Source organism: Plantactinospora sp. DSM 117369, assembly GCF_053764795.1.
This window is the reverse complement of record NZ_CM132446.1, coordinates 767,827-794,494: the sequence shown is the minus strand read 5'-3', so window position 1 is coordinate 794,494 and position 26,668 is coordinate 767,827. Positions and strand designations below refer to the sequence as shown.

Below are 26,668 nucleotides of genomic sequence, written 5' to 3'. Positions count from 1 at the left end.
GATGCCCGGAGACTGTCACCACGTAGCTCACTTACCAGTGACAGCTCCGCCCCGCCCGGGCCTCCCCACGAGGGAGCCCTTCCTGTCCGGAGGTACGTGCCTTGTCCCGTCGCCTACTCATCACCCTGACCGCCACCATGTTCGCGGTGCTGGCGTTCCTCGGGTTCGCCGCACCCGCTGTCGCCGCGGTGACCCCCGAACAGAAGCTATCGGTGCTGTCGAGCTGGACCCAGACCAGCGCCAGCAGCTACAACGCCTGGAACTCCGCCCGCACCAACCAGGCCGCCTGGGCCGACTACGCCTTCAACTGGAGCACCGACTACTGCTCGTCCAGCCCGGACAACCCGCTCGGGTTCAACTTCGAACTTTCCTGCCATCGGCACGACTTCGGCTACCGCAACTACAAGGCGGTCGGCCAGTTCGACCCGAACAAGGCCCGGCTGGACAGCGCGTTCTACGAGGACCTGCGCCGGGTCTGCGCGACGTACAACGCGTTCGTCCGCCCGGCCTGCTACAGCCTGGCCTGGACCTACTACCAAGCGGTACGCGCGTTCGGTTCGCTGGTCATCAGCCAGTCCGACCTGGACAAGGCGGCGAAGCTCAAGGCCGACGGCGAACGCCGGGCGGCCGCCGCGGCCGCGGCCCGCTGACCTCCGCGTCTCCACGCCGCTCGTCGCCCAGGTGAACCCCTTTCGACCTCCCCGCGCGGTCCGTGGTGCCCACGGTGGAAGTCGGGGCGAACGGGCCACGCCGTTCAAGTCGGAAGAAGTTCACTGATCCGGTCGGGACCGGCGCCGATTGCCGTCGGCGCCGGTCCCGATGCCGGTCCCGCCGGGGCGGGGACCGGCCGGGTCAGATCGAGCGTCTCGCCAACGGCCGCCGCCGCGACCCGCCCGGCGTCTGGGCCGTCCGGCGCACACTGTCGAGCTGCCCCGGTTGTGCGCCCGGATCGACGATCCGCGCGCCGGAATTCGAGTGTGGTTCGGCCGGCCGGCCCGGCTCACCGGTCACGGCACGTCGCCGCCATCCGGCGTTCTGGCCAAACCCGGCCCCGGCGGATGTCGGCTGCCCGGTACGGACCGATCCCGACTGACCCGCCCGGCCGGATGCCGGCTGGCCCGCCCGGCCGGATCCCGGCTGACCCGCCCGGCCGGATGCCGGCTGGCCGGCCCGCGTTGGCTGACCAATCCGATTCGGCTGGCCGGCCCGGCCAGCCAGGCTGCCGACCGGACGCTCCCAGGTGAGCCGCTGGTTCGTCGGCCGGCCCCGGATCGGCAACGGCGGCGGGTCGACGGTCACGGAGATCCGGGACGGCGGCAACGGCGGCCCGGCCGACCGTGCCGCAGGGGTCGCGCCGGGACATCTCCATCGGTGGCCACACCGGCAGTACCGCCAGAGTCGGCGCCAGTCCCTTCGATGCCGATCGGGCGTACGGCGTATCCAGCTCATCTCGCGACCCCCTCCGCGTCCGGTCTGGAGGCGGGGACCGCTCGTGCGGTGCCGGCTCCGAGCGGTCCCCGCGCGGGTACCGCTCTCCCCCCAGTAACGACCCCGGAGCGGTCCCGTCGGTGACAGTCTGGTGCAGAGGTAACTACTGTGGACGACGATCCGGCCTCTTTGCGCAGTTGAGCCACGGCGTACGCGTAGTCCCGAGTGGGCCGCGTAGCTGCCGACACATTCCGAGTGGAGGGTGCGTGATGGGCGCAGCGGTGGACCTCCTGGTCGAGGAGCTGATAGAAGCACGAACGTCCCGGGCCATGACCCAGGAGGAGTGGGCCCGCACGGTCAAGTTCTCTCCGACGCACGTCAGCTCGGTGGAGACGCGGCACCGGCCACCGACCGGCGACTACGTGGCCGCCGTGGACCGGGCGTTCCAGACCGGAGGCGCCTACACCCGGCTCCTGGTCAAGCTCGCCAGTTTCGACAGCGCGCCGATCTGGCTGCGGGACTGGATCGAGATCGAGCGGGAGGCGGTGCTGCTCCGCTGGTTCGAGCCGGCGTACGTGCCCGGGTTGTTGCAGACCGAGGCGTATGCTCGGGCAACCCTGGCCGGCGGCCGGTTCACCGCCGAGGAGATCGACCGGCACGTCGCCTCCCGGCTGGCCCGGCAGGCGATCCTCAACCGGGACGTCCCGCCGCAGCTCATCGCGGTGATCGACGAGGCGGTACTCCGCCGGCCGGCCCCGGAGCAGCCTGGGCTGATGGGTGAACAGGTGGAGCGGATCGTCGCGCTCGCGGAACTGGACCACGTCCAGGTGCAGGTCGTCCCGGCCACCACCGGGATCTACCTGGGGCTGGCCGGACAGTTCATCATCGCCGAGATGCCGGACGACAGCCGGGTCGGGTATGCCGACAATCAGCTCAAGGCACAGATAGTCGATCAACCGGGCGAAATTGCTAGACTAGTGCGAATGTGGGAAGTAGTGCGTAACTATGCTCTTCCCGTCAGACAATCGCTCGAACTGATCAAGGAAGTGTCGAAGATATGGACTTAACTGGGGCCCTTTGGCGCACGTCGACCCGGTCCGGCGGTAACGGTGGCGCCTGCGTCGAGGTGGCGGACAACCTGCCTGGGGTGGTCGCCGTCCGGGACAGCAAGGACCCGACCGGCCCGGTCCTGGCGTTCCGCCCCGACTCCTGGCGGATATTCGTCGACCTCGCCAAGGACCTCTGACCACCGCGCCACCTCGATGCTCCCGCCCCCTCGGGGTACGGGAGCATCGGCGTCTCCGGCACCGTGCCGACCGTTCCGGGTGTCCCGACGTCTCGACGAACACGCCGCGACGGCCACCGCGACAACCCCGCTCGGCGGAGCCGGACCGGTGGGCGTGCCTCAGTGCTCGACCTCACGGGGCGCGTCGACGCTCTCCCGGGGCCGCGGGCGCTGGGCCGGCGTCTCGACGTGGGAGAACCTGATCGAGCCGGCGGCCAGGTCGGGATGGTCGACCTCCAGGGCCACCGCCGCCGCCTCCTCCAGGGTCAGTTCGGCGCCGGCCGCGTACGCGGTGTCGAAGGCCGTGTCGCCCATCAGGTTCCGCAGCGAAGCCTGCTCCTGGAGCCAGTACGCCCCGAACGTGCCCGGGGTGCAGCGCATCGCCGAGCGGGTGAGCTGGGCCGCGCCGAAGAGTCGCGCCGCCGACCTCGGGTCCCCGCCGCCGGCGCAGCGCACCGCGATCGCGTTGACCGTGTCGCAGGCCCTGGCCAGATAGCCGTAGCTCATCCGGGACCGCAGCGCGACCACCAGGTGGTCGTGCGCGGCGACCAGGTCGCCCCGGGCCAGCGCCACCATGCCGAGCAGCATGTCGACGGAACGCTTGCCGCGCTCGGTCGGCCGGCCCGCCTCCACCGGCCGGGCCGCGCCGAGCAGCTCGGCCGCCTCGTCCAGGGCACCCCGGCGCCAGAGCAGCTCCGCCAGGCTGTAGACGGCGAGCAGCGCCTCACCGGCCACGCCCTCCGTCTCGGCCTCGGCGATCACCTCCCGGCACACCCGCTCGGCCTCGGCGAACCGTCCCATGTCGATCAGCGGCGCGGCCCGGCCGGCGAGTACCCGGATCAGCAGGCCCGCGTCGCCGGCCTGCCGGGCGGCCGACTCGGCCCGCTGCGAGAAGCGCAGCTCCTCCGCGAACTCACCGTCCGCGCCGGCATGCTGCGAGTGCATGTGGTACGCCGCAGCCAGCTCCGCCTCGGGGATCTGCTCGCCGGTCTCGGCGATCCGGCCGTAGAGCCGGAACAGCCACAACCGGCCCTCCCGGGCCAGCCCTCGCTCCCGCCACCACTCGTCCAACCCGCTGGCCAGTTGCAGCCCCTGCCGGGCGCTGCCGCCGGTGACTGTCCAGCGCAGCGCGGCCCGCAGCTCGTCGGCGAGCGGGTCGAGCGCGTAGAGGGAGAGGGTGACCGGCCGGTCGTCCGGGCCCAGGTAGGCCCGCTGCAACGCGTGCAGTGACCAGGCCACGTGCCGGTCCCGGGCGGTCTGCTCCTCCCCCGCGTCGACCAGCCGGCGCGCCGCGTACGCCCGGATCGGGTCCAGCATCCGGTAGGTGCTGCCGGAGACGTTCGGCTCGGCCTGGATCATCGACTTGTCGACCAGCACCGACAGCGGGTCGAGCGGGTCGTCGTTGAGCAGCCACTCGACGGTGGCCAGGTCGACCGGGCCGGAGAAGACCGCCAGCCAGCGCAGCAGCCGGGCGGCCCGGGGGCCGAGCGTCCGGTACGACCAGGTGACCGTGGCCTGCATGGTGACGTGCCGCTGGGTGGCCGAGCGCTGGACCGCGCGGACGCCGACGGGTGGCGCCACCCCCCGGGCCGCCGCCGCCAGATCCACGGTGTCCTGCTGGTTGGCGACCCAGCCCCGGGCCGCCGCCGGGGCGGGTTCCACGTCGTCCCGGCCCGCGTCCAGGGCACCGAGTACGTCGTCCAGCCGTTCGGCGAGCTGGCTGGCGGAGAGTACCCGCAGCCGGGCGGCGGCCAGCTCGATCGCCAGCGGCAGCCCGTCCAGCCGGGTCACCACCCGTTGCAGGTCGGCCGACTCGGCCGGACCGGACCGGCGCCCGCCGCGGGCCGCCGCGGTCCGGTCGAGCAGCAGGGTCACCGCCTCGCTCGGACCGCCACCGGGTGCCGGGTCGACGGAGAGCGGTGGGATGCGCCAGATCACCTCGCCGGGCAGCCCGAGCGACTCCCGGCTGGTGGCGAGCACGCGTACGCCGCTGCCGCCGGCCAGCAGTCGCGAGATCACCTCGGCGCAGGCGGCCGGCTGGGCGTCGCAGGTGTCGAGCACGACCAGCATCCGCCGGGACGCGGCGAATTCGACAAGCGTCTCCAGCATCGGCCGGCCCGGCTCCGGCCGCAGCCCGAGGACCGCGGCGAACGCGAAGGCGACCAGTCCGGGATCGGTCACGGTGGCGATGTCGACGAACCAGACGCCGTCCGGGTACGACTCGACCACGCCGCCGGCCAGCTCGACCGCCAGCCGGGTCTTGCCGGCCCCGCCAGCGCCGACCACCGTCACCAGCCGGTGTGCGTCGATGAGCTGGTCCAGCTCCTCCCGCTCCGCCTTCCGGCCCACGAACGAGGTGACCTGGGTCGGCAGGTTGTGCGGGATCGCGTCGGCGGTGCGCGGGCGGGGGAACTGGCGCTCCAGCCCGGGGGCGACGAGCTGGAAGAGCCGCTCCCGGTCGTCGAAGCCGCGCAGCCGGTGCAGGCCGAGGTCGAGCAGGGAGGCTCCCGGCGGCAGCGGCGCGGCGTGCCTGGCGGTCGCGCCGGAGCAGAGCACCTGGCCGCCGTGCGCGGCGGCGGCGATCCGGGCGGCCCGGTGCACCTCGGCGCTGGCGTACTCGCCGTCGCGCGGCTCGGCCTGCCCGGTGTGCAGCCCCATCCGGACCCGGGGGGTGGCTTCCGGCGTCGGCCACTCGTGGTTGTTCAGCGCGCGCTGCGCGGCCAGCGAGGCGTCCAGCGCGGACGAGGCGTCGGCGAACGCGACGAAAAACGAGTCGCCCTCGGTAAAGAGTTCGGTGCCGTCACTGGCGGCCAGCGTCGCCCGCAGCAGGCGCCGGTGCTCGCTCAGCACCGGCCGGTAGCCCGCACCGAGCATCTGGGCCAGCCGCGTGGAGCCCTCGATGTCGGTGAACATGAATGTCACCAACCCGCTCGGCAGGTGGATCCGTGCTGACATGCCTGGAACCTCCCGCCCCCTGGAAGTCGCGTTCATGCTGCCGCATATTTACGGGTTGGCCCATCGTAGGAACGGACGGCGCGACCCCGTACCAAGGTGCTAACCGGGGACTGTGCGACGAAACCGACATCACGGTCGCGAACTGTCCTCACTGAACCCTCTTCACCTTCTCCTGCGCTCGGCCGTGGCCGTAGGCGAATGCCGGGCGCAGGCGCCGCGCTGTTCAGGTCGAAAGGTTCACTGTCCGGGACGGGAGGGGACCGGGTCCGGACCGCCGGGTTACGGCCTCAGCAGCCGCAACTCCCACCGCAGCAGCCGCCGCCGCTGGGAGCGGCCGGTGCCGGGGCGGCACCGCCCCCACCGCGACCGGTGAAGGCGACCGTCGACAGTAGCTTGACCGTGTCGTCGTGCCCCTGCGGGCAGGACGCCGGAGCCGTGGCCTCGGCCATCGGCCGGTTCATTTCGAAGGTGTCGCCGCAGGCGCGGCAACGGAACTCGTACCGGGGCATACCAACAGCGTACGGCCAGACCTGACGTTCGACGGTCGATGGGTAATACTCGACGGGTGGCGGAGCCCGACGAGATTTCTACGACTCGACCACTGCGGCCTGCGGCGCCGGTTTTCGACGGGCCGCTAGCCAGCTCGGGTGCGGCCCCGGATCCGGACTTCGATCCACCGTCGGTGACCGTGCCGCGCCCGCGCGCGGAAGCCAAGCCCGTCCGGCCCACCGAGCCGGCGCCGGTCGCCACACCCGCCGAGCCGACGGCCACCGACGCCGAGTCGGTCCCGCCGACCGCGTCCGAGCCGGACCCGGCCGCCGATCGCACGACCGGCGAATCCGAGCCGGACCCGGTCACCGAGACCGCGCAGGACCCGGTCGCCGGTTCCGGGTCGGACCCGGGTGTCGGCTCCGCGCCGGGCCCGGTCCCCGGTCCCGAGGCGGATTCGACTGTCACGACGGAAGGTGGGGCCGCTGCCGAAGCCGGCCCGACGACCGAGCGGCCGGAGTCCGCCGCCGGGCCCGAGCTGGCCACCGCCGCCGGGCCGACGGTGCAGCCGGCCAGCGGTGCCGGGACCGAGGACGCCGCCGGGCCCGCAGGTGGGAGCACCGGCACCTCCGCGCCGACGGCCACACCGCCAGCGGCGGGCAAGCCGGGCGAGACGGCGATCGACCTCGACGTACCGGCGACCGCGCCGGCCGGGCCGAACCGGCGGATCCGAGCCCGGTTCGCGCACGCGGTCGCCCGCTGGCCGTCACCCGGGGCGGTACGCGCCTGGTCCAAACGGCCGAGCGGCCGGCTCACGCTGCCGGCGCTACTGCTCTTCGCCCTGGTCGCGGCGACCGGCGCCGCCGGCGCGTTCCTGCTCCCGGCCACCGCGCGCCAGGCCGGGCCGGTCGGGCCGGGTGCCGCGTCGAGCCCGCCACCGCCCTCGCCGACCGTCCCCGGGTTCCCCGTCGGTCCGGCCGGGCTACCCTCGGGACTGCCGAGCCCGCCAGCGTTCGGCACGCCCAGCGTGCCGGCGCCGCCCTGGAACGCGACCGGCGGGCGCCCCTCGGACGTACTCGCCGGCTGGGCCGCCCAGATCGGGCCCCGGGTCGGGATCTCCACGACGGCGATGCAGGCGTACGGCTACGCCGAGCTGCAGGTCGGCCAGACGGCGCCCGGCTGCCAGCTCCGCTGGACCACGCTGGCCGCGATCGGCCAGGTGGAATCCGCGCACGGGCGGGCGAACGGGGCGATCCTCGGCACGAACGGGATAGCCGCTCCGGAGATCATCGGCCTGCCGCTGGACGGCAACGGGGGCCGCATGCGGATCCTGGACACCGAGGACGGCCGGCTCGACCGGGACGCCACCTACGACCGCGCGGTCGGCCCGATGCAGTTCATCCCGACCACCTGGGAGGAGATCGGGGCCGACGCCGACGGCGACGGGGTGGAGAACCCGCACAGCATCGACGACGCGGCTCTGGCGGCCGGTAACTATCTGTGCAAGGGAGGCCGCAACCTGTCGGTCGCCTCGGACTGGTGGAGCGCCATCCTTTCCTACAATGACGTGCGGCCATATGCCCAATCGGTGTTCGACGCGGCCAACAAGTACGGCACGGACAGTCGGACTTAGCGTAATGTCCTCGACACATTGAAGAACTGGGCACTTTCGCCAGGCTGCGGTTGACGGCAAGCTAGACGGGTGATGGTGCGCGAGTGGGATCCCCGGACCGCCCCGGCCGCCGAGATCGAGTCCTTCCTGGACGCGATCAACGCGGTTTTCGCGGCCGACTTACCGGAGGACCCCCTGTGGGAGAACGGCCTGCTCCGGGAGTACCTCTGCGAGGTGATGCCCGGCGAACGCCGGATCTCCTGGATCATCCAGGACGAGCCCTCGGCCGACGGGCAGCCGGGGCGCATCCTCGGGCACACCCACGTACTCCTGCTGGGTGACATCGGTGTGCTCGAGGTGATGGTGCACCCGGCGGCCCGGCGGCGCGGGCTCGGCCGCAAACTGATCGCCACGGCGGCCCGGCGGACGTACCAGGAGGGCTTCCGTTCGATGGGCGTCGAGGTCATCGGCGACACGCCCGCGGTCGGGTTCTACGAGGCTCTCGGCTTCGCCCGGGAGTACGAGGAGGATCGCAGCGTGCTGCGGCTCGGCTCGGTCGACTGGGGCGCGCTCGGCGACATGGCCCAGGGAATCGGCACCGGATACCGTCTGGAGTTCTGCCCGGGCGGGCCACCGGACGAGTTGATCGAGCCGTACGCCATGGCGAAGGCCGAGATGCGCGACATTGACGACGGTGACCTGGATCTACGGCCGAGTTCGTACGATCCGCAGCGCCTCCGGGACAGCCTGCACTGCCTGCACCGGCGGGGCATGAAGCCGTACATCGTGCTCGCGATCGAGGAGAAGACCGGGGTGGTCGCCGGACTCACCGAGGTCGTCGTACCGGCCCAGCACCCGACCCGGGCCGACCAGTACGACACCATCGTCGGCCAGGACCACCAGGGTTACGGCATCGACCGGGCGATGAAGGCGCGGATGCTCTTCGAACTGCGCTCGGCCGAGCCCAAGCTCTCCGAGGTGCAGACCTGGAACGCCCGGACCAACGAGGCGATGCGGGCCGTCAACGCCGACCTCGGCTTCCAGGCCGATCGGGAGTGGTACGAGTACGGCGTCGACGTGGCCGAGCTGGTGCACCGGCTGGACGCCGGCAACTGAGCCCGCCGGGCCGGACCGCCCGAACCTGGCACCGCGGGTACCGGACACTACCGCGCGCTGGCGCTGAGCGCTCAGTAGCGGTCGCGGAGCATCCGGGCCGCCTCGACGGCCCAGTAGGTGAGGATGATCTGGGCACCGGCCCGGCGGATCGAGGTCAACGTCTCCAGCACCGCCCGTTCGCGGTCGATCCAGCCGTTGGCCGCGGCGGCCTCGACCATCGCGTATTCACCGGAGATCTGGTAGGCGGCGACCGGTACGTCCACCTCGGCCCGGATCGCGGCGAGCACGTCGAGGTAGGGCAGGGCCGGCTTGACCATCACCAGGTCGGCGCCCTCGGCGATGTCGAGGCGTACCTCCCGGAGCGACTCGCGCAGGTTAGCCGGGTCCTGCTGATAGGTGCGGCGGTCGCCCTGCAACGACGACTCCACCGCGTCCCGGAACGGGCCGTAGAACGAGGAGGCGTACTTCACCGCGTACGCCAGGATGCCGGTGTCGGTGTGCCCTGCGGCGTCCAGCGCTCGCCGGACCACCCCGACCTGGCCGTCCATCATCCCGGACGGCCCGACCACGTGCGCCCCCGCCTCGGCCTGCGCCACCCCCATCTCGGCGTACGCGGCCAGGGTGGCATCGTTGTCGACGGTGCCGTCCGGGGCGAGCAGCCCGCAGTGCCCGTGCGAGGTGAACTCGTCGAGGCAGAGGTCGCTCATCACCACCGTGGCGTCGCCGACCTCGGCGATCACGTCCCGGATCGCCACGTTGAGGATGCCGTCCGGGTCGATGCCGCCGGAACCGGTCTCGTCCTTCGCGACCGGCACCCCGAAGAGCATGATCCCGCCGACGCCGGCGTGCACCGCCTCGGCCGCCGCCTTGCGCAGCGACTCCCTGGAGTGCTGCAGCACGCCCGGCATCGAGGCGATCGGCCTCGGCTCGGCCAGCCCCTCCTTGACGAACATCGGTAGCACCAGCTCCGCCGGGGCGAGCCGGGTCTCCTCGACCAGCCGGCGGATCGCCGGGGACCGCCGCAACCGGCGCGGGCGGATCTCTGGGTACGACATGACCACTCCTCACGGCCGACCGGCCGGCACCCGACCCGGCGTCTGCCGGGCCATCGGGACCGCCGACGGCCCTGTGCCGTCGATGGCGTCCTAGGACCGATGGTGCCTCAGAACCGAGCGTGCTTCACCACAGATGGCGCTACACAAATCCGACAGAGATTACCGGAACCGCAGCGCGGTCGGACCCTGGACCTTTGAACCCCGGCGCTGCTTCGCCGGCATCGCGGCCAGCTTCTCCCGCAGCTCCACCGCGTAGGACGCGAGCGCCTCGACCAGGTCCGGCACCGAGGCGTGCGCCGGCTGGGCGTCCACCCGCAGGCCGAACTCGGTGGCGGTCTCCGCCGTCTTCGGGCCGATCACCGCGACCACCGTCCGGGCGTGCGGCTTGCCAGCGATGCCGACCAGGTTGCGCACGGTCGAGGAGGAGGTGAAGAGCACCGCGTCGAAGCCGCCCGACTTGATCGCGTCACGGATCTCGGCCGGCGGCGGGGCCGCCCGCACGGTCCGGTAGGCGGTGACGTCGTCGACCTCCCAGCCGCGCTCGGTCAGCCCGGCCGCCAGCGTCTCGGTGGCGATGTCGGCGCGGGGCAGCAGTACCCGGCCGACCGGGTCGAGGATCTCGTCGTGCGGCGAGAACTCGGCGAGCAGCCCCTCCGACGACTGCTCCCCGGACGGGACCAGCTCGGGCTGGATGCCGAAGGCGCGTACCGCGTCGGCGGTCGCCTCGCCGATACAGGCGATCTTGACACCGCCGAAGTGCCGGGCGTCCAGACCGTGCTCGGCGAACTTCTCCCAGACCGCCCGTACGGCGTTCACCGAGGTGAAGATCACCCAGGCGTACCTGCCGTCGACCAGGCCCTTGACGGCCCGTTCCATCTGGGCCGGGGTACGCGGCGGCTCGACCGCGATGGTCGGCACCTCGCACGGGATGGCGCCGTATTCACGAAGTCGGGCGCTCATCACCCCGGCCTGCTCCTTGGTGCGCGGCACCAGCACCTTCCAGCCGTACAGCGGGCGGTTCTCCCACCAGCTCAGCTTGTCCCGGTGCGGGACACCGGCGCCCAGGGTGAGCACCACCCGGCCGGTGAAGCCGAGCGCGGCGGCGACGAAGCTGTCCACCGTCGAGGTGGTGGTGTACTGCGTCTCCCCGGTGCCGTCCCCGGTCACCGCGACCGCGGTGGAGCCGTCCACCCCCACCGCGAGCAGTCCGTCCCGGATCGCGGCCAGGTCACCGGCGTCCACCGCCAGCGCCAGCGAACCACGGCCGATTGCCGCCGCCAGCGCCTCGAAGTCCATCGCGGTGACGTCGTCCACGTCGGCGGCGGTGCGTACCCCGGACAGCGGTACCCCGGCGTAGGTGGCCACCCCCTCGGCCTGGCCGACCCCCGGCACCACCTCGAAGTGCACGGCGGTACGCGCCACCGCCTGCACCTCCTTGACCACCGAGTCGTGCCCGAACGGGTCACCGGCGACCAGGTGCACGGCGGTCAGCCCGGACCGGGCCGCCGAGAGCAGCACCTTGGCCACGTCCCCCGGCGCCCCCTCGGCCGGGGTGAACTGCGCGTCCTCCTTGGCCTCGGCCTTGACCGCCGTGAGCAGGGCCTCGGGAACGCTGCGGTCGTACACCACCTGGTCGGCGTCGATCAACGCGCCGTGCGCCCGGCGGGTCAGCAGGCCGGGGTCACCGGGTCCGGCCCCGACGAACGCGATGCGGCCTGCGGGCTTACGGGTGCCGATCATTCTGTAGCTCCAAAATGCTGGGTCCTCGCGCCGGATTCCTTGGGCGCCCCGAGGATCGAGTCGGCGCCGAGGTCGAGGAGTTCGGCGGCGAGCGCCTTACCGATCTCCGTCGCCTCGGCGGGCGTACCGGTGCGGGACAGCCGGATGTCACGGGTACCGTCCGGGCTGATCACCGCCCCGCGCAGGTAGATCTCATCGCCGTCGTCGCCCTCGGCGACTTCGGCGTACCCGGCGACCGGCGCACTGCACCCGGCCTCCAGGGTGGCCAGAAACGCCCGCTCCGCGGTGACCGCGGCCCGGGTCGGTGCATGATCGAGCACGCCGAGCAGCTCGACCAGTTCCGCGTCGTCGACCCGGCACTCCACCGCCAGCGCCCCCTGTGCGGGTGCCGGCAGCATCAGCATCGGGTCGAGAGTCTCGCTGATCTCGTCGGCGCGGCCCAGCCGGACCAGCCCGGCCCGGGCCAGCACCACCGCGTCGAGATCCGCCTTCGGGCCGCGCACCCGGCCCACCCGGGTGTCCACGTTGCCGCGGATCGGCACCACCGTGAGCTGGAGCCCGAGCGCGTGCAACTGGGCGATCCGGCGCAGCGCACCGGTGCCGACCGTGGCACCGGGCGGCAGCTCGGCGAGGGTGCGGCCGTCCTTGGCGACCAGCGCGTCGCGCGGGTCCTCCCGGGGCGGTACCGCCGCGATGTGCAGCCCGGCCTGACCAGCCGTCGGCAGGTCCTTGTAGGAGTGGACCGCGAAGTCGATCTCGTTGGCGACCAGGGCGTCCCGCAACGCGGAGACGAAGACCCCGACGCCCAACCGGTGCACCGGGGCGCTGGACCGGTCGCCGGCCGTGACGACCTCGACCAGCTCGACCTGGCGGCCGGTCGCCGCCGTCACCGCGTCGGCGACCGCCCGGGACTGGGCGAGGGCGAGGGCGCTGCCCCGGGTGCCGAGCCGCAGCGCGGTCATGCCGGCACCCCGATCCGCCCGGCGAGGTCCGCCCACCCGGTGCCATCGGTCCGGCCGGCGCGGGCCTGAACCTCGGTCATCGTTCTCCTCCGGATTGCTGTCGGGGCACCGGGGCACGCAGGGCCGGACCGGCGCCGAGGTCGGCCTGGCCGCCGATCTCCGGCAGGCCACCGAGGCCGGGCAGGCCGGCGAGACCGGTCAACCGGCTGCCGGCGGGTACTCCGGCCAGCTCGGCGGCGGCCAGTTCCGGCACGGTGTCCGCCTGTGAGGTGACCGGCACCTCCAGGTCGAAGAGTTCCCGGAGCAGGGCGGCGTACTGGTCACCGCCGGGTTCGGCGGCGAGTTGCCGGACCCGTACCGTCGGCGAGTGCAGCAGCCGCTGCACCACCCGGTGCACCGTGTGGCTCACCTCGGCACGCTGGTCGTCGGTGAGGTCCGGCCGGCGCTGGGCGAGCCGGCGCAGCTCGGCGGTGACCACCTCGTCGGCCCGGGCCCGCAGCGCGGCCACGGTCGGCGCGACGTCCGCGCCGCGCAGCCAGGTGAGGAACGCCTCGACCTCGGAGCCGACGATCCGGGTGACGGCCGCGGTGTCGGCGGCGGCCGGGCCGATCGGCTGGGCCGCGGCCAGCCCGTCGATGTCGATCACCATCGCGCCGGGAAGTTCGGCGACCGCCGGCTCGATGTCCCGGGGTACGGCGAGGTCGAGCAGCACCAGCGGGTCGGGCCCGTCGGCCGCGCGCTCCCGCAGCGCCCGCTCCACCGTCTCCCGGGTGAGGACCGGCTCGATCGACGCGGTGGCGGCGACTACTATGTCCACTGTGGAAAGGGCGGTCGGGAGTTCGGCGATCGGCACCGCGGTCGCGCCGTACGCCTCGGCCAGCCGGAGCGCCCGGTCGTGACCCCGGTTACTGATCCCCACCGGGCCGGCGCCCAGCCGGGAGAGCGTGGCCACGGCCAGCGCGCCCATCGAGCCGGCCCCGACCACCAGCACCGGGCGGCCCTCGATGGCGCCGCCGAGGTGCGTGGCGGCCAGGTCGAGCGCGGCGCTGACCACGTTCTGCCCGGCCCGGTCGATCTCGGTCTCGGCGTGCGCCCGCTTCCCCACCCGGAGCGCCTGCTGCATCAGCTCGTGCAGCAGCCGGCCGGGTGCCTCGGCCTCGCTCGCGGCATGGTAGGCGTCCCGGAGCTGGCCGAGGATCTGCGCCTCGCCGACGACCATCGAGTCCAGCCCGGCGGCGACCCGGAAGGCGTGCTCCACCGCCGCGCCGTCGTAGTGCACGTAGAGGTGGTTGGCCAGCTCGGCCGGGGCGGCCCCGGCGTGCCCGGCCAGTACCGCGCAGATGTCCCCCAGCCCACCGTGGAAGCCGGTGACAGCGGCGTAGACCTCGACCCGGTTGCAGGTCGAGACGACGACCGCCTCGCCGACGTACGGCTGGGCGAGCAGCCGGGCGAGGATCTCCGGCAGCTCGGTGCCGGCGACGGCCAACCGCTCCAGGATGGCGACCGGTGCGGTGCGGTGCGACGCACCGACGACAAGCAGATTCATGAGCCGACCGCCTCCGCGTTCGACCGGAGTGTCCCGGCGGGCGCTGCCTCGGTGGTGCCGGTGGCGGCGAGCCCGCCGGGCAGGGCGGTCAGCCCTGCCGCACCGGCGCCGCCCAGGGTGCTGCCATTCGGTGTGCCCAGCGCGGCGCCCGGTCCGGGGGTCGCCGGCAGCCCGGTGAGCGCCGCCTTGCGGTGCTCGTGGAAGGAGAGGATCTGCAGCTCGATGGCGAGGTCGACCTTGCGGACGTCGACCCCGTCCGGCACCGCCAGCACGCACGGTGCGAAGTTGAGGATGCTGGTCACCCCGGCCGCGACCAGTTGGTCGGCGACGCTCTGCGCGGCGGTGGCCGGGGTGGCGATCACACCGATCGCGATGCTCTCCTCGGCAGCCACCTGCGGCAGCTCGTCGATGTGCCGGACGACCAGCCCGTTGATCACCTCGCCCAGCCGGGCAGGGTCGGCGTCGAAGAGCGCCGCGATCCGGAAGCCACGGCCGGCGAAGCCCGCGTACCCCGCAAGGGCGTGACCGAGATTACCCACACCGACCAGGGCGACCGCCCGGCACTGGGTGAGCCCGAGCACGAACTCGATCTGGTCGATCAACAGGGCGACGTCGTAGCCCACGCCCCGGGTGCCGTACGACCCGAGCTGCGAGAGGTCCTTGCGCAGCTTCGCCGAGTTGACCCCGGCCGCTGCCGCCAACTCCTCGCTGGAGACCGTGTCGTTACCGGTTTCGGCGAGATTGTGCAGGGCACGTAGGTATTCGGGGAGCCGGGCGACCGTCGCCTCAGGGAGATCCGGAAGCGCCGGCACGGCACCGGCGCGGCCGGGCGTGCCTACGGGGCGGTGCTGACTCATGCGACTCCGTGCCGTGCGATCTTCGACCAGCCGGACCGGCGGGTCGTTCCGGTGGACCCGCTGGCGGCCGCCATGACCGGCTGTGCTAGCAGGGCTCGTCGGAGTAACAGAGTAGGCGCTTGTGAAGACACGCACAAATCGCGATCTTGATAGACCGCGATAACGCCCCACCTGGGCCTCCACTTACAAGATCAGTTCGCGACCCAACCGGAGCCGTCACGGCGATTATTACCTAAGTCCGACTTATCTGACCAACTCGCCGCTACCGCGCCGGCCGATCGGCCAGCTCTTTCCGCCGAGCCAGCAATCACGACGCGCCGCGAATTTCCTGAACCCACCATTACATTTGACGACAAACCCTTGGCGCCCAGCGGATTGCCGGTTGCCGGACTTCCGACCCGGACGGCAACCGGGGAGCCCGGCCGGACGGGCAGGACACGGTGGTGACGGCCGAGGGGCCCGCCGCCGTCGTCCCTCCCGGCGCTCGTCCTCGCCGCCGAGGGGGCCAGGTGGCGCGCGGATTTCGTCCCGGGTGGGGACAGCCCTACCGTGAAGAGGCCAGCCGATGGGATGGGGACCGACCGCGCCGATGCCTAGCGTCGAGAACATGACCACGACCACCGCCACCAGCGTGGCCGCCGGTGCCGAACCCGGTGCCGGCCGCACCGTGCTACGCCAGCTCGCCATCGACTCCGGCTACGTGTTCCTCGGCCTCCCCCTCGCACTGGCGAGCTTCGTCGTGCTCGTCACCGGGGTCGCGCTCAGCGCCGGGCTGGCAGTGACGGTGACCGGGCTGCCGATCCTGGCCGGCACCCTCTACGCGGCCCGGGGGTTCGCCGACATCGAACGGCTGCGGATGCCGGCGGTGCTCCGGCAGCCCCGGGTACGCCCCAACTACCGCACCGCCGAGCCCGGGGCCAGCGCCTGGCGGCGGATCTTCGTACCCATCGCCGACGCGCAGTCCTGGCTCGACCTCGCGCACGGCTGGGTACGGCTGGTGGTGGCGCTCGGCACCTTCGTGATCACCGTGGTCTGGTGGGCCGGTGCGATCGGCGGCTCCCTCTACTGGGCGTACGACTGGGCGATCCCGCAGAGCCCGGGCGACGAGGGCCTGCCCGAGCTGCTCGGACTGGCTGACACCGCCGCCACCCGGATCGGGGTGAACACCGCGCTCGGAGTGTTCTTCCTGATCACCCTGCCGCTGGTGGTCCGGGGCTGTGCCCTGATGCAGGCCGGGCTCGGTCGCGCGCTGCTGACCGGAGTGGCGGAGATGCGCAACCGGATCACCGTACTGGAGGAGCAGAAGCGGGCCGCGGTCTCGGCGGAGGCCACCGCGCTGCGCAAGCTGGAACGGGACATCCACGACGGGCCGCAGCAGCGGCTGGTCCGGCTGGCCATGGACCTGAGCCGGGCGCAGCAGCAGCTCGACTCGGACCCGGAGGCGGCCCGACAGACCCTCGGCGAGGCGCTCGCACAGACCCGGGACACCCTCGCCGAGCTGCGCGCACTGTCCCGGGGCATCGCCCCGCCGATCCTGGTCGACCGGGGCCTGCCCAGCGCCCTGGCGGCGCTCGCCGGGCGCGGGCTGATCCCGGTCGAACTCGCCGTCGACCCCCGGCTCGGCACCGCGGACGGCCGGCCCGACCCGGCGATCGAGTCGACGGCGTACTTCGTGGTGGCCGAGGCGCTGACCAACGTCGCCAAGCACAGCCGGGCCACCGAGTGCTGGTTGACGGTGACCCGCGAGGAGCGGGCGCTGCGGATAGTGGTGATCGACGACGGCGAGGGCGGCGCGCACCTCTCCAAGGGACACGGCCTGGCCGGGCTCGCCGACCGGGTACGCGCCAACGACGGCACCCTGACCGTGCTCAGCCCGGTCGGCGGACCGACCGAGATCCGGGCCGAGCTGCCGTGCTGAGCGGCCCCGGCGTGTCCTCCGGCACCGCCCCGGCACCGGCCGGGGCCACGCCCGGCGGCCGCGAATGCCCACCGGACGGGCCGGCAGTGGTAGACAACAACACCATGCGCGTAGTGATCGCCGATGACGCGGTCCTCCTCCGGGAGGGTCTGATCCGCCTACTGACCGAGCACGGCCACGATGTGGTGGCCGCGGTCGGCGACGGTACGGCCCTGGTCGAGGCCATCGTCACGCACCGCCCGGACGTCTCGATCGTGGACGTCCGGATGCCGCCCTCGCACACCGACGAGGGGCTGCGGGCGGCGGTGGAGGCCCGGCAGCGGGTACCCCGGACCCCGATCCTGGTCCTCTCCCAGTACGTCGAGGTGTCGTACGCCGACGACCTGCTCGCCACCGTCAAGCCCAGCGGCGGCGTCGGTGGGGGTGGGATCGGTTACCTGCTCAAGGACCGGGTGGCGGCGATCGACGAGTTCCTCGACGCGGTACGCCGGGTGGCCGGCGGCGGCACCGTGCTCGACCCGGAGGTGGTCGGCCAGCTACTCGTCCGGCGCCGCCGGGACGACCCGCTGCGACAGTTGACCCCGCGCGAGCGGGAGGTGCTCGGGCTGATGGCCGAGGGCCGGTCGAACACCGCCATCGCCCGGGCCCTGGTGGTCAGCGACGGCGCGGTGGAGAAGCATGTCCGGAACATCTTCACCAAGCTGCAACTGCCGCCGGACGAGGAGCAGCACCGCCGGGTCCTCGCCGTCCTCGCCTACCTGCGCGGCTGACCCGACCCGCCATGTTCCCGGTCAGTCCAGTTTGGCGGCCAGTTCGACGGCCTCGGTGAGCGAGTCGGCCACCGGCCAGCCGCCGGCACGCAGCCGGGCCGCATCGGTGAAACCGCCGGTGTAGAGGACGCAGCGGGCGCCCACCGAGTCGGCCGCCTCGGCGTCGTCGATCGAGTCCCCGATCAGCACCGCCGACGTCCCGTCGACACCGAACTCCGCGAGGTGCCGAGCCAGGTGGGCGGCCTTGCGCTCGCCGCCGACGGTGCCGCGCAGCCCGTCGACCCGGCGGAACACGGCGGTCAGCCCGTACCGGTCGACCGCCGGCACCAGCTCGTCGTGGAACCACATCGACAGCAGCGACTGGGTACCGGTCCAGGTCTGGATGGCCTTGGTGGCGTCGGCGGCCAGGTCGCAACTGGCCAGCCCGACCCGGTACGCCTCGTGGAAGAGCTGGTCCAGCCGGCTGAACTCCTCGGCGTCCACGGCCCGGCCCAGCACCTCGGCGTAGTAGTCCGCGATCGGCCGGCGGAACTGCGTACGGTGCTCCTCGGCGGTCACCTCGGGCCCGCCCGCACCGGCCAGGGCCACGTTGGTGGCGGCGACCACCAGGGTCAGGTCGTCGAGCAGGGTGCCGTTCCAGTCCCAGACGAGGTGCTCACGCATCCGAGCACGATATGCGGAGACCTCGACCGGACCCACGGCTGCGGCCGGGCGGCAGGGCGGGAAGTCACCGACGTCACACGCCGGCGCCGGGACCGTCGCGCGGGGCGGCCGGTTGGGGGAAAGCGGTCAGGTGCGGGGGGCGGTCAGGTCGCGGAGCAGGCGCTCCTCCTCGACCCGCCAGTAGCCGTGCTCGCGACCGTCGAGCAGCACCACCGGCAGCCGGTCGCCGTACTCCCGCTCCAGCTCCAGGTCGCCGGTGACGTCCAGCTCGGTCCACCGGTCCCCGGTCACCGCCACCACCCGGTCGACGGCCTCCTTCGCCACCTCACAGAGGTGGCAGCCGGGTCGGGTGATCAAGGTCAGCCGTGGCTCACTCGCCGTCACTCGCGCCCCTTTGCCGGATCACCGATCTGCGTACCCGGCCGATCGCGGAGAGCGGCAGGGACCCGACGAACTCTATCCTGCTCGGGCACTTGAACCGGGCCAGGCTACCGGCGCAGTGCGCGGCCAGCTCGGCGGTCGAGACGCTGCTCTCCGGGGCCCGTACGACGTACGCGGTGACCGCCTCCCCGGCCACCGGGTGCGGTACCCCGAACACCACCGACTCGACCACCTCCGGGTGCGCGCCGAGCACCCGTTCGACCTCCTGCGGATAGACGTTGAAGCCGTTGACCAGGATCAGTTCGCCGAGCCGGTCCACCAGGAAGAGGTCGCCCCCGGCATCGGCGTACGCCACGTCGCCGGTCCGCCACCAGCCGTCCGGGTCCGGCCCGCCGTGCCCGTCGGGCCAGTAGCCGGAGAAGAGGTTGGCGCCCCGGACCACGATCTCGCCGGGGTCGGTGCCGGGCGAGGAGAACTCCAGATCGGGCTCGTCCGCGCCGTCCCCGTCGTCCGCCGGCTCGACGGTGGAGCCGTCCCGCCACAGTTCCTCGCCGTCGGCGGCGACGAGCCGCAGTTCGATACCGGGGATCGGCCGGCCGATCGAGTTCGGCTTCGCCGCCGGGCCGGAGAGCGTGGTGGTGAGCACCGGAGCGGTCTCGGTGAGGCCGTAGCCGACCTGGATCTGCCGGCCGGTCGCCTCGGCGAACCGGGCCGCGCCGCCGACGGCCAGCGGGGCGGCGCCGCAGATCGCGACCCGCACGGAGGCCATCGCGGTGCGCAGCGCCGGACCGGCCGGCACCCCGGCCGCCGCCGGGGCGTCCGGCAGCATCGTCCAACCGAGAAACATCGACGGTACGCCGACCAGCACGCTCACCCGGTGCCGAGCGACCACCTCCAGTACGGCGGCCGCGTCGAACCGGTCGACCAGCACCCCGCACGCCCCGTGGTACGCCACCGCGCCCAGCCCGGCGTTCAGCCCGTACGCGTGGAAGAGCGGCAGGGCCAGCAGCACCCGGTCGTCCGGCCCGACCACCGGCGGGGAGATCCGGCCGATCTGCTCGTGGTTGGCGAGCAGCGCGCGGTGGGACAGCATCGCCCCCTTCGGCTCGCCGGTCGTGCCGGAGGTGTAGAGCAGCACCGCAACCGCCTCCGGGTCTGGCCGGATCGGCCGGTCGGCCGGGTCGCCGCCCGGCACCACCCCGACGCCCGGGTCCGGCAGTGCGGTGTGCAGTTCGGTCAGTGCCGGCAGCTCGGCGCGGACCCCGTCGACCGCCACCCGGACCTGTTCGGTGCAGATCAGGACGCCCGCCGCCGAGTCGGCCAGGACGTGCCGCAGCTCCGGACCGGTCAGCGCCGGGTTCACCGGCACCGCGACCAGCCCGGCCCGCTGGGCGGCGAAGAACGCCACCGCGAAGTCGGGCGAGTTGGGCAGTGCGATGGCGACCCGGGCCGGATGGCCGTCGGCCGGCACTCCGAACCGGCCGCGCAGCGCTGCGGCGACCCGGTCCACCGCACTGTCCAGTTCGGCCCAGCTCAGTACGCCGTCCGGCCAGAGCAGTGCGGGTCGGTCGGGTCGACTGGCGGCGGCCAGGCGTACCCGGTCGGCCAGGGTGACCGCGGCTGGCTCGGCGGGGGTGTCCGGTCCATCCTGCACGGTCGCTGAGTCTGGCACAGAGCCGGGCGCGACGCGTACTCCGACCGCCGCCGGTGTGCAGCGGTCGCCCAACCGGCCATCCCGGACCCGCCGGTACGCCACACGCCGACGACGTCGGTGGAAGTTCTCTCGACGTGGAACTTCCCTCGACTTCTCCGCCTCCTCCGGGGTACGGTCCAGCAGACCGTAACGGGTTTCAGATATCGACCGCCCCGGCGCGGTGGACTGCTTCTAACACGTTCGCGGCGGCACGCCCAAGGCCGGCCGCGCATTGGCGTGTTTCCACGTTTTCCCTGCTCAGAGCCCTCGCCACCGTACTGTCAGGCATCTGACAACGCACAAGCTGTGCGCCCCGTTCGGGTGGCTTCTGGAAATACTTTGGCTCTGTGTAACGGACTTGCCGCACATGGGTGACGTTGGCCCTATCATCACTCGGGTCGGCTCACCCCTTTTGCCGTGAGTCGACACCCCTCAGCCCGAGGAGGCCGCCGTGCCTGTGAGAGCACTGCACCAGCAGCTGTGGGGCGTGTGCCGTCGTACGGCGCAGCCCGGAAACGCCGTGCCGGATCGCGCCGACCCCGGCGTGGGTACGGCCCCCATCGCGGCCGGCTCCCGGCGACCGGTCCCGCGGCCTCGGCCGGCCGGGGAGGTCCAGTGAGCACATACGGATACGTCGGCGGAGCGACCGGCGGCGCACCCCGGAACACCCGGCTCGCCCTGACCGAGGGCCTCGACCGGCTCCGCGTGTCCATGGACGACATGCTGAGCCTGGCGGTACGCGGCGACGGCGGCTCCAAGCGGACCCGAAACCGTCCACATCCGAACGAGACCCCACCCCGGCACAACACGCCGGGCGGAAACGCCCGCCCGGTCGGCGGCCGGGTGGCCAGTCCGACCCGGCCGGCCATGCCCGCCCAGCCGGGTGCCGCGACACCGCCGGCCCAGCCCGCGGTGTCCGAGACCGAGACCGCGGTGCTGCCGGTGGTGCCGGCGACCGAGAAGTCGACCGGTTCGGGCGGCGGCCCGCCGACCGGCTATCCGGACCGGCCGGACCCGTCGGATCCGGCCCGGGAGGTCTGGGCCCTGGTGGAACGGGCCCAGGCCGGCGAGCCCGAGGCGTTCGGCCTGATCTACGACCGGTACGTCGACACCGTCTTCCGGTTCGTCTACTTCCGGGTCGGCAACCGGCAACTCGCCGAGGACCTCACCTCGGACACCTTCCTACGGGCACTGAAACGGATCGGCAGCTTCACCTGGCAGGGCCGTGACCTGGGCGCCTGGCTGGTGACGATCGCCCGGAACCTGGTCGCGGACCACTTCAAGTCCGGCCGGTACCGCCTGGAAGTTACTACGGGTGACGTTCTGGATGCGGACCGCGAGGATCGGGGCCCGGAGGGGAGCCCTGAGGCGGCCGTCGTCGAGCACATCACCAACGTCGCCCTGCTGACCGCCGTCAAGCAGCTCAACCCCGAGCAGCAGGAATGCATCGTTCTGCGATTTCTACAGGGTTTCTCGGTGGCGGAGACCGCCCAGGCGATGGGCAAGAACGAGGGCGCGATCAAGGCTCTGCAATACCGTGCCGTCCGGGCGCTGGCCAGGTTGCTACCGGACGGATTCCAGCCGTGAGGCGCTGTGGCGGCCGCCGCCGGCGCTCCGTGACTCCGCTCACTCTTCGTAGTATTTCCCGCCGCCCGCCCGTAACCGGTCGACCCCGCCGACCGTTTGTCCGGGTGCGACCGGCGGTTGGCCTGACATCCCTCCGGCCGGTCGGTCGGAGAGCGGATCCGGCCTCGGGCACCGTGGCCTGGTCCTGAAGTCAGCCACCGTCGTATCCGGACGGCGAGACGGGCCGACCGCAGCATCGCGACCAGCGAAGGGAGGTGTCGGCGGTGAGTTGGAAGACTTTCTACCGCCAACGCGCCGAGCGCTTCGCGCAGCTGCTCGACGAGGCCAACGGAGGCCCTCGCCATCACGTCCGGTCCCGGGTCGATGACGAACTGGCACAGCCGCTGGCTGTCGGGCAACGCCTCAGGGACGTGCAGTCCACCGTCGAGGTCGACCCCGACTTCCGGGCCGGCCTGCGCGCCATGCTCATCGCCACCGCCGAACGGGAAGGGATCGGCGCGACCGCCAGCGACGACGCCATCGTCGACGGCGGCGGCCAACCCGCCACCCGTCGGGCCGGTCAGCCCGCGTTCCGGGGTCCACGTACCCGGGCCCGGGCCCGCGGCGCCGTCGTCATCGGGGTCGCGGTCGGCGCGATCGCGGTCTCCGGGATGTCCGCCGCCAGTGAGAACGCCGTACCCGGCGACGCCCTGTACGGCATGAAGCGGCACACCGAACGCGCCCAGCTCGCCCTGGCCAGCTCCGACCTGAGTCGCGGGCAGCTCTTCCTCGACTTCGCGCGTACCCGGCTCGCCGAGGCGGTCGCGGTCGGCGGGCAGAACTTCGGCTTCTCCGCCGTCCTGGAGGACATGGACGCCGACACCCGCCAGGGCATCAAGCTGCTGACCAGCGCGGCGGTGCAGCGTCAGGACCCGGCCGCGCTCGACGCCGTGGACACCTTCCTGCGCCAGCAGCGCCCGCAGGTCGCCCGCCTCTTCGAGGACACCACCCGGGCCACCCGCAGCCGGGCCAACGAGTCGCTGAAGCTCCTCGACGACGTGCAGGACCGGTCCGAGAGCCTCCGGGCCGCGCTCGCCTGCGGCGTCGGCGCGATCGGCCGGAACGACTCGATCGGACCGCTTCCCCGGACCTGCCCGGTCAACCGTGGCCCGGCCGGTACGCCGTCGGACGCGCCGCCCCCGGCGGCCGAGGGGGACGGTGGCAGCCGTACCCCGGAGGAGCCGCCGCGTGCCCCGGACCGCACCTCGGCACCCAGGCCACCGGCGCCGACGCCCAGCCAGGACCAGCCACCGGCGGTACGGGACCGCAGCACCACCGAACCCGTGCACCGGGTCGGCGGCTGACCATCGCCCGCACCGGCCCGACTGTCCCGGACTCCGGGTGCGCCTCGGCGGATCCGGCTACCCTCGCTGTGTACCCGTAGCGAGGAGGTTCCCGCGTGGCCCGGGCCCGCAAGGTGACGGTCAGCACCGACGACCACGGTCACACCGCCGGCTGGGCCGACGCGGGGCCGGACGCCCCACCGGCGGATTCGGCCCGGACCGACCCCCGGGCCGCCGCCTTCTTCGACGTGGACAACACGGTGATGCAGGGCGCCTCCATCTACTGGTTCGCCCGTGGCCTGGCGGCCCGCAACTACCTCACCACCGGTGACCTGGTCCGGTTCGGCTGGCAGCAGCTCCGGTTCCGGGTGCTCGCCGTCGAACACCCCGGCAGCATGTCCCGGGTCAAGGAGGCGGCGCTGGCCTTCGTCGCCGGTTGGCGGGTCGAGGACGTCGAACGGCTCACCGAGGAGATCTTCGACGAGCTGATGGCCCCCCGGATCTGGGCCGGCACCCGGGCCCTGGCCCAGCAGCACCTGGACGCCGGTCAACGGGTCTGGCTGGTCACCGCCGCCCCGGTGGAGATCGGCCGGATCATCGCGGCCCGGCTCGGCCTGACCGGAGCGCTCGGTACCGTCGCCGAGATCCGCGACGGGGCGTACACCGGGCGGCTGGTCGGCGACCTGATGCACGGGCCGGCGAAGGCGGATGCGGTGGTCCAGCTCGCCATGGTGGAGGGGCTGGATCTGGATCGGTGCGCCGCCTACAGCGACTCCGCCAACGACCTGCCGATGCTCTCCGCCGTCGGCCGGGCGGTGGCGATCAACCCGGACGGCACGCTGCTCCGGCACGCCCGGGAGCGCGGCTGGGCGGTACACGACTTCCGGACCGGGCGGAAGGCGGCCCGGATCGCCGTACCCTCGACCGTGGCCGCCGGGCTGGTGGCCGGCGCGGTGACGGCGGGGCTGGCGATGCGCCGCCGGCTGACCCGGTAATCGCCTCCGGTCGGGGTGCCGCTCAGGGGCCGAACGGGTCGGGCCGCTTCTCCAGCAACTGGTGCAGGGTCTGCTGGATGGTCTCCCGGACCTGGTCGGCGAGGTTGAAGACGACCAGCGGATCGTCGGCGGAGTCGACCAGGTGATCGGTGGGGATCGGCGGGCAGAACTCGATCAGCCACTTGCTGGGCAGCGGCACCGCACCGAGCGGGCCGAGCCACGGGAAGGTCGGCGTCACCGGAAAGTACGGCAGCTTGAGCAGCCGGGCCAGCGGCTTGATGTCGGCGAGCATCGGGTACGTCTCCTCGGCACCGACGATCGCCACCGGGATGATCGGCGTCCCGGTGCGGAGCGCGGCGGAGACGAAGCCGCCCCGGCCGAACCGCTGCAGCTTGTAGCGGTCCGCGTAGAGCTTGCCGACGCCCTTGAAGCCCTCGGGGAAGACGCCGACCAGCTCGCCGCGGCCGAGCAGCCGCTCGGCGTCCGGGTTGCAGGCCACGGTGCCGCCGGTCTTGCGGACCAGCTCGGAGACGACCGGCATCCGGAAGACCAGGTCGGCGCCGAGCAGCCGCAGGTAGCGGTGTTTCGGGTGCCGGTCGTGCAGCACGGCCGCCAGCACCAGCGCGTCCATCGCGACCGTGCCGGAGTGGTTGCCGACCACCAGCCCGGCACCGTCGACCGGCAGGTGGCGCACGCCGTAGACCTCGGTGCGGAACCAGTCGCGGTAGAGCCGGCGCAGCACCGGATGGAAGACCTGGTCGGTCAGCTCGGGGTCGAAGCCGAACTCGTCGACCTCGTACTGCCCGGAGAGGCGCCGGCGCAGGAAGGCCAGCCCGGCGGCGACCCGCCGGTCCCAGACGTCACCCGGCCGGTCGGGCACCGCCGGCCCGGTCGGGCCGGACCGGCGCCCGTTGCGCCGCGCCGACCGCTCCAGCTCCGTACCGTCGTACTCCGCAGACGCGGAGTATCGCCGGTCCGGGATGTTCCCCAGATCGTGCCGCGCCGCTGCGTTCTCGCCGTTTCCGGTGCCGGTGGGCCGCCGGTCGTCGCCGGTCACCGGCCACCCCGCTCCGCCGGCCCGGCACCGTCGACCGCGCCGAGTTGGGTGATCCGGTCCCGGACCGTGGCCCGGGTGTGCCGGATCCCGTCCATGATCACCTGCTCGGCCCGGCGGAGCTGCTCCGGCCCGAGCACCGTCCCGTCGCTGTGGCTGGCGATGAACTCGTCAAAGGCGGCGGCGGTGGAGCGCGGGGTGAAGCCGTACTCCGTGGTCAGCCTGGTGGTGTCGACCACCCGGCCGTGCACGAACAGGTCGACCTGGTCGAGTCCGTAGCGGGCGAAGCCCAGCACCCGGGCGAGCCCGGCCGCGCCGGAAAGCCCCGGCTCCACCACCGGCAGGGCGACCCGGCCGGCCCGGCGGATGGCCTGGGAGAGCGCCAGCACTCCCGGCCCGGCGACGTTGTACGTCCCGGGGTGCTCCTCCACCACCGACCGGTGCAGCACCTCCAGCACGTCGTCGAAGTGCACGAACTGGAGCCGGGGGTCGCGACCGAGCACGGTCGGCACCACGGGCTGGGCGAAATACCTGGTCAGCGTGGTGTTGGCCATCGAGCCGATGAACGGCGCGAAGCGCAGCACGGTGGCGGTGACGTCGGGGCGGCGCCGCCGGAAGCCGCGGACGTACCCCTCGATGTCGAGGATGTCCCGGGCGAAGCCGCCACGCGGCACGGCCCGGGGCTCGGTGTCCTCGGTGAAGACAGCCGGGTCCCGGAACGACGCCCCGTAGGCGGCGGTCGACGACCGGACGACCAGCTTGCGCAGCCGGGGCGCCCGCTGGGCGGCGGCGAGCAGCTGCATCGTGCCGATGACGTTCTGCTCCTTCATCGCCGCCCGGCCGCCGTGCTGCGGATCAGCCGCGGTGACCAGCGCCAGGTGCACGACGGCGTCGGCACCCAGCTCGTCAATGATGGTGCTCACCGCGCCGGCATCGGCCCGGACCCGCTCGACGCCGTCGAGCAGCCCCGCGATCTCGTCCGCCGGTTCGTGCACGTCGAGACCGACGACCCGGGCGATCCGGCCGTCGGCGACGAGCCGCGCCGCGACGTGTGCACCGAGGAACCGGCTGACTCCGGTCACCACGACGACCCCCGGCGCACCGGGGGTGCTACCGGGGGTCACCTCGCGCTCCGCGCGGGACGACCCGGGCCGGGCCCGGACCGCCGCGACGTCGTCACGTGGGCCTCCGAAGGTCGACAGCTGACCGGCTCACCGCCGGCCGGGCAGGCGCCCGGCCG

Annotated in this window: 20 protein-coding genes and 2 pseudogenes; 10 read left to right on the top strand and 12 right to left on the bottom strand. The window is 73.0% G+C overall.

Features of this window, described 5'->3' with window-relative positions; genetic code table 11:
- The first annotated feature begins 101 nt into the window (after nt 1-101).
- The 3 genes from ACSMXO_RS03665 (at nt 102) to ACSMXO_RS03655 (ending at nt 2,674) form a co-directional block, all read left to right on the top strand.
- Entirely contained in the window at nt 102-650 is a 549-nt protein-coding gene (locus tag ACSMXO_RS03665) for a phospholipase (protein ID WP_346259872.1), read from the top strand.
- A 1,047-nt stretch (nt 651-1,697) separates the two neighbouring features.
- Entirely contained in the window at nt 1,698-2,495 is a 798-nt protein-coding gene (locus ACSMXO_RS03660; protein WP_346259873.1) for a helix-turn-helix domain-containing protein, read from the top strand.
- Entirely contained in the window at nt 2,486-2,674 is a 189-nt protein-coding gene (locus ACSMXO_RS03655) for a DUF397 domain-containing protein (RefSeq protein WP_346259874.1), read from the top strand. The genes ACSMXO_RS03660 and ACSMXO_RS03655 overlap by 10 nt, the downstream gene beginning before the upstream one ends.
- A gap of 159 nt (nt 2,675-2,833) precedes the next feature.
- Here ACSMXO_RS03655 and ACSMXO_RS03650 read toward each other — a convergent pair whose 3' ends face one another.
- A complete protein-coding gene (locus ACSMXO_RS03650) occupies nt 2,834-5,668 on the bottom strand; it encodes an ATP-binding protein (RefSeq protein ID WP_346259875.1) in 2,835 nt (944 codons plus the stop codon).
- Nucleotides 5,669-5,955: 287 nt separating this feature from the next.
- Nucleotides 5,956-6,177: an FmdB family zinc ribbon protein gene (locus ACSMXO_RS03645; protein ID WP_455416688.1), complete on the bottom strand. Its 222-nt coding sequence runs from the start codon at nt 6,175-6,177 to the stop codon at nt 5,956-5,958.
- Between the two features lie 173 nt (nt 6,178-6,350).
- On the opposite strand from ACSMXO_RS03645, the gene ACSMXO_RS03640 reads away from it, so the two are divergent.
- Nucleotides 6,351-7,790 (top strand): lytic murein transglycosylase, encoded by a 1,440-nt coding sequence (locus ACSMXO_RS03640; protein WP_455416687.1) that lies wholly within the window; start codon nt 6,351-6,353, stop codon nt 7,788-7,790.
- A 72-nt stretch (nt 7,791-7,862) separates the two neighbouring features.
- Nucleotides 7,863-8,885 (top strand): GNAT family N-acetyltransferase, encoded by a 1,023-nt coding sequence (locus ACSMXO_RS03635; protein WP_346259899.1) that lies wholly within the window; start codon nt 7,863-7,865, stop codon nt 8,883-8,885.
- Between the two features lie 71 nt (nt 8,886-8,956).
- Here the strand turns inward: ACSMXO_RS03635 and hemB are convergent, their stop codons facing one another.
- The 5 genes and pseudogenes from hemB to ACSMXO_RS03610 form a co-directional block, all read right to left on the bottom strand.
- A complete protein-coding gene (hemB, locus tag ACSMXO_RS03630) occupies nt 8,957-9,940 on the bottom strand; it encodes a porphobilinogen synthase (protein WP_346259878.1) in 984 nt (327 codons plus the stop codon).
- Nucleotides 9,941-10,099: 159 nt separating this feature from the next.
- Nucleotides 10,100-11,680, bottom strand: a complete 1,581-nt coding sequence (locus ACSMXO_RS03625; protein ID WP_346259879.1) for a bifunctional uroporphyrinogen-III C-methyltransferase/uroporphyrinogen-III synthase — start codon at nt 11,678-11,680, stop codon at nt 10,100-10,102.
- On the bottom strand, nt 11,677-12,642 hold the full coding sequence (gene hemC, locus ACSMXO_RS03620) for a hydroxymethylbilane synthase (protein WP_346259880.1): 966 nt from the start codon (nt 12,640-12,642) through the stop codon (nt 11,677-11,679). The genes ACSMXO_RS03625 and hemC overlap by 4 nt, the downstream gene beginning before the upstream one ends.
- 220 nt (nt 12,643-12,862) lie before the next feature.
- Nucleotides 12,863-14,188 (bottom strand): annotated as a pseudogene (locus ACSMXO_RS03615) (glutamyl-tRNA reductase); the annotation flags it as partial.
- Nucleotides 14,185-15,045 carry a redox-sensing transcriptional repressor Rex gene (locus tag ACSMXO_RS03610; RefSeq protein WP_346259881.1) on the bottom strand — a complete coding sequence of 287 codons (861 nt, stop codon included), beginning with the start codon at nt 15,043-15,045 and terminating at the stop codon, nt 14,185-14,187. The pseudogene ACSMXO_RS03615 and the gene ACSMXO_RS03610, both read right to left, overlap by 4 nt.
- Nucleotides 15,046-15,652: 607 nt before the next feature.
- Here ACSMXO_RS03610 and ACSMXO_RS03605 point away from each other — a divergent pair.
- Together ACSMXO_RS03605 and ACSMXO_RS03600 are read left to right on the top strand one after the other, a co-directional pair.
- Nucleotides 15,653-16,963 carry a sensor histidine kinase gene (locus ACSMXO_RS03605; protein ID WP_346259882.1) on the top strand — a complete coding sequence of 437 codons (1,311 nt, stop codon included), beginning with the start codon at nt 15,653-15,655 and terminating at the stop codon, nt 16,961-16,963.
- Nucleotides 16,964-17,067: 104 nt separating this feature from the next.
- A complete protein-coding gene (locus tag ACSMXO_RS03600) occupies nt 17,068-17,733 on the top strand; it encodes a response regulator transcription factor (RefSeq protein ID WP_346259883.1) in 666 nt (221 codons plus the stop codon).
- A gap of 21 nt (nt 17,734-17,754) precedes the next feature.
- Here ACSMXO_RS03600 and ACSMXO_RS03595 read toward each other — a convergent pair whose 3' ends face one another.
- The 3 genes from ACSMXO_RS03595 to ACSMXO_RS03585 all read right to left on the bottom strand — a co-directional run bounded on the left by ACSMXO_RS03595 (nt 17,755) and on the right by ACSMXO_RS03585 (nt 20,431).
- Complete coding sequence (locus tag ACSMXO_RS03595; RefSeq protein WP_346259884.1) at nt 17,755-18,396, bottom strand: HAD family hydrolase; 642 nt, start codon at nt 18,394-18,396, stop codon at nt 17,755-17,757.
- Between the two features lie 126 nt (nt 18,397-18,522).
- Complete coding sequence (locus ACSMXO_RS03590; protein WP_346259885.1) at nt 18,523-18,780, bottom strand: glutaredoxin family protein; 258 nt, start codon at nt 18,778-18,780, stop codon at nt 18,523-18,525.
- A complete protein-coding gene (locus ACSMXO_RS03585; RefSeq protein WP_455416686.1) occupies nt 18,767-20,431 on the bottom strand; it encodes an AMP-binding protein in 1,665 nt (554 codons plus the stop codon). Before ACSMXO_RS03585 ends, ACSMXO_RS03590 begins: the two co-directional genes overlap by 14 nt.
- A 759-nt stretch (nt 20,432-21,190) precedes the next feature.
- Between ACSMXO_RS03585 and ACSMXO_RS03580 the strand changes: the two genes are divergently transcribed.
- The 3 genes and pseudogenes from ACSMXO_RS03580 (at nt 21,191) to ACSMXO_RS03570 (ending at nt 24,374) form a co-directional block, all read left to right on the top strand.
- Nucleotides 21,191-22,057 carry an ECF subfamily RNA polymerase sigma factor, BldN family gene (locus ACSMXO_RS03580; RefSeq protein WP_346259900.1) on the top strand — a complete coding sequence of 289 codons (867 nt, stop codon included), beginning with the start codon at nt 21,191-21,193 and terminating at the stop codon, nt 22,055-22,057.
- 254 nt (nt 22,058-22,311) lie between these two features.
- Nucleotides 22,312-23,202 (top strand): annotated as a pseudogene (locus tag ACSMXO_RS03575) (DUF5667 domain-containing protein); the annotation flags it as partial.
- 293 nt (nt 23,203-23,495) lie between these two features.
- Nucleotides 23,496-24,374, top strand: coding sequence for an HAD family hydrolase (locus ACSMXO_RS03570; protein ID WP_346259887.1), 879 nt, complete (start codon nt 23,496-23,498; stop codon nt 24,372-24,374).
- Between the two features lie 22 nt (nt 24,375-24,396).
- Here ACSMXO_RS03570 and ACSMXO_RS03565 read toward each other — a convergent pair whose 3' ends face one another.
- Together ACSMXO_RS03565 and ACSMXO_RS03560 are read right to left on the bottom strand one after the other, a co-directional pair.
- On the bottom strand, nt 24,397-25,254 hold the full coding sequence (locus ACSMXO_RS03565) for a lysophospholipid acyltransferase family protein (protein WP_455419161.1): 858 nt from the start codon (nt 25,252-25,254) through the stop codon (nt 24,397-24,399).
- A 173-nt stretch (nt 25,255-25,427) separates the two neighbouring features.
- Nucleotides 25,428-26,552, bottom strand: coding sequence for an NAD-dependent epimerase/dehydratase family protein (locus tag ACSMXO_RS03560; protein WP_346259888.1), 1,125 nt, complete (start codon nt 26,550-26,552; stop codon nt 25,428-25,430).
- Nucleotides 26,553-26,668 lie beyond the last annotated feature (116 nt).

Coding starts and splice junctions, on each gene's coding strand:
- ACSMXO_RS03660 (WP_346259873.1), top strand. CDS start 1,698: ATGGGCGCAGCGGTGGACCTCCTGGTCGAGGAGCTGATAGAAGCACGA.
- ACSMXO_RS03655 (WP_346259874.1), top strand. CDS start 2,486: ATGGACTTAACTGGGGCCCTTTGGCGCACGTCGACCCGGTCCGGCGGT.
- ACSMXO_RS03650 (WP_346259875.1), bottom strand. CDS start 5,668: ATGTCAGCACGGATCCACCTGCCGAGCGGGTTGGTGACATTCATGTTC.
- ACSMXO_RS03645 (WP_455416688.1), bottom strand. CDS start 6,177: ATGCCCCGGTACGAGTTCCGTTGCCGCGCCTGCGGCGACACCTTCGAA.
- ACSMXO_RS03635 (WP_346259899.1), top strand. CDS start 7,863: ATGGTGCGCGAGTGGGATCCCCGGACCGCCCCGGCCGCCGAGATCGAG.
- hemB (WP_346259878.1), bottom strand. CDS start 9,940: ATGTCGTACCCAGAGATCCGCCCGCGCCGGTTGCGGCGGTCCCCGGCG.
- ACSMXO_RS03625 (WP_346259879.1), bottom strand. CDS start 11,680: ATGATCGGCACCCGTAAGCCCGCAGGCCGCATCGCGTTCGTCGGGGCC.
- hemC (WP_346259880.1), bottom strand. CDS start 12,642: ATGACCGCGCTGCGGCTCGGCACCCGGGGCAGCGCCCTCGCCCTCGCC.
- ACSMXO_RS03610 (WP_346259881.1), bottom strand. CDS start 15,045: ATGAGTCAGCACCGCCCCGTAGGCACGCCCGGCCGCGCCGGTGCCGTG.
- ACSMXO_RS03605 (WP_346259882.1), top strand. CDS start 15,653: ATGACCACGACCACCGCCACCAGCGTGGCCGCCGGTGCCGAACCCGGT.
- ACSMXO_RS03600 (WP_346259883.1), top strand. CDS start 17,068: ATGCGCGTAGTGATCGCCGATGACGCGGTCCTCCTCCGGGAGGGTCTG.
- ACSMXO_RS03595 (WP_346259884.1), bottom strand. CDS start 18,396: ATGCGTGAGCACCTCGTCTGGGACTGGAACGGCACCCTGCTCGACGAC.
- ACSMXO_RS03580 (WP_346259900.1), top strand. CDS start 21,191: ATGCTGAGCCTGGCGGTACGCGGCGACGGCGGCTCCAAGCGGACCCGA.